At 51.7% G+C, this 2,182-nt stretch carries 2 protein-coding genes; both read right to left on the reverse strand.

The features are described 5' to 3' along the window. Positions 1-820, reverse strand: an 820-nt coding sequence (locus tag AK963_RS28015; RefSeq protein WP_139117734.1) for a hypothetical protein, incomplete at its 3' end; no start/stop codon positions are given. A 2-nt stretch (positions 821-822) separates the two neighbouring features. After that, complete coding sequence (locus AK963_RS28020; protein ID WP_066018597.1) at positions 823-2,025, reverse strand: hypothetical protein; 1,203 nt, start codon at positions 2,023-2,025, stop codon at positions 823-825. Positions 2,026-2,182 lie beyond the last annotated feature (157 nt).

Raw genomic sequence — 2,182 nt, forward strand, 5'->3', positions numbered from 1 at the left:
GCTGCTCGGGTTGCGGTTTCTCCACCACGTTCGGATCGGTTTCACCGCCATAGTTGCTGGTGATGTTTTCATCCCTGGCTTTCTGTCCTAAGCCCCAGGGAATCACCACTGGTTCGTCCAGTTGCCGATTACTCTGAAAGCTGAAACCGGTTCGGCTGTCTCTTGGCTGGATAACTTTCTGCTCGATGGCTCTGCCCATTCTGAAAAACACATCAGGGCTGGTGGCCGGTGTGTAGCTCTGCCCGGCAAACTGGAAATTCAGCAGGCTGGCTTCGGGGATCCGGTAGCCGAGGTTTTCCTGCTGGTGAGGTGGGCTGAATTCATCCACACGTCGAAAGCTGGCCAGCCGCAGGGTGTCTTTCTCGGCTGGCGTCTGCCAGTCATGTTCAGTGCGCTTTTCTTGGGGCTGGATGCTGTTGTCCCATCCCTGGCGCTGGTGGCTCTGCTTGATGGGCGACTGCTGCCAGTGTCCACTAATGCGGTTCTCTTTGTCCTGGCTCTGGCCATGACTAATTTGTACGGTTTCCTGCAAACTCGCCACCTCGCCCCAAAAAAGCCCGACGGCATGGGCTTCCAGCGGTGTGGCCTGATGACTGCTTTGTGCTCTGGTGGCATCTATCGCCAGGCTGCTGCCATAAGCGGCGCTGTGGTCACTCTGCTGTGGCTGGCTGGTCTGCCATTGGCTCTGGTAAAAACGGACAACGGAGGGCGGTGTGGTAAAGGCGTATGTCTTCTGTGGATAAAAAGCGAAATCCACCGCAGGCTGGTAGGCCTGTTCGCTGAATATAAAATCGGTGCTTGCAGAGGGGTCGTAAGCCATCGTTATTGACTGGGGATAATGGTCGGCAAAATCGGGCCATGTGCTAATGGCCGGCTAAATGGCTTCGCCTTAAATTGAGCAGTGCCGATGCTCTGGCTGCTGTCGGTATCCAGCCACCACATGGGTTCAGTGCTGCTGGTGGTTCCTGCCAATGTGCAAAGGTAGACATAGCCCTGGAAGTTTGGCGGTCTGATAACGTCACCCACAACATAAGCGGTGCTAGGTTGCCAAACTGAGCCGTAATCATCAGCGGCGATAACAAAGACGGTGCCCTCATAGGGGCTGGTGTCCAGGGTATAGGTGCCATCGATCTCGCTGCTGATGGCGTTGGCCAGTACTGCTTGTGTGGTTTCCTGGCTACCATCAATGGTCAGCTCTGCCTCGGTAATGGCAAATACTCGGCGGGCGACTGGTAAATCATTCTCGGTGATGCTGCCCAGGACCTGTGTAGTATTACCATTCCCTGGAACAACGATACCACCACCACTGCCACCGCCACCTCCGGTATCTGCTGGCGGTGTGCTGCCACTTGTCCATGTTATTTTTTCTGGCTGAAAAGCCACGCTTCCATTGAGTTCACCAAGGATATTATTTCTTTTGGTCTTTACTTTGAATGGATCTGCTTCGTCTTCAAAATCGATAACCCATTCAGTGACGTAATAGGAGGCGTATGTGTCGGACGGGAAAACATTATCGTTGATGATTTTTATGTAGGAAAATAGAACGCCTTTTGCCTGAGGGATGCTTTCTCTTGTTCCTCCTACTGTGGCCTGAAAGTATCCGAAAACAATACTGTTACCAGTGCTACCACTGCCTGACTCCACGGTAAGTTGCGTACCATTTACCCAGGCATGAATGTATGGATAAGGGTTGCCATGAATTATTTTAATTTCGATCATCTGATCAAAAGGGATTGGCTCTGAAAAATAGGCATCCATCTTTTGTGTCGTTCGGTCGAAAATTCGTGCTCGTAACTTTCCGCTATCGACGCTTACTTCAAAATAAAATCGGTCAGGAGGAGTGCTGGTATTGCTTAATGAACTGAATAAGGGCACGTTCTCAGTGGCATTGCTGCTATCAATGTATAAGAGCATCTGCAATGCAATTTTCCCACCGTAGTACATACCCTCGTTGGCACTGTCAGCAATGGCTGTCGATACGACTTTTGCTGCCAGGTTATCTGGATGAAACCATAGCCCTGCCATCAGTCAGCATCCCCCCGAATTTGCAATGTAAAATCATCATTGGTTTCGGTGCCTTGTCCGGCGAGTACGGTTCGGCAAATCCAAACCGGAGCAAGGCAGCCATCGGTATTAAATCGGATAGCGTTGCCCACTGCCCAACCACTTCCCCAGCCTGCGG

It is taken from the genome of Endozoicomonas atrinae, from assembly GCF_001647025.1.
In the GTDB taxonomy this organism is placed as follows: Bacteria; Pseudomonadota; Gammaproteobacteria; order Pseudomonadales; family Endozoicomonadaceae; genus Endozoicomonas; species Endozoicomonas atrinae.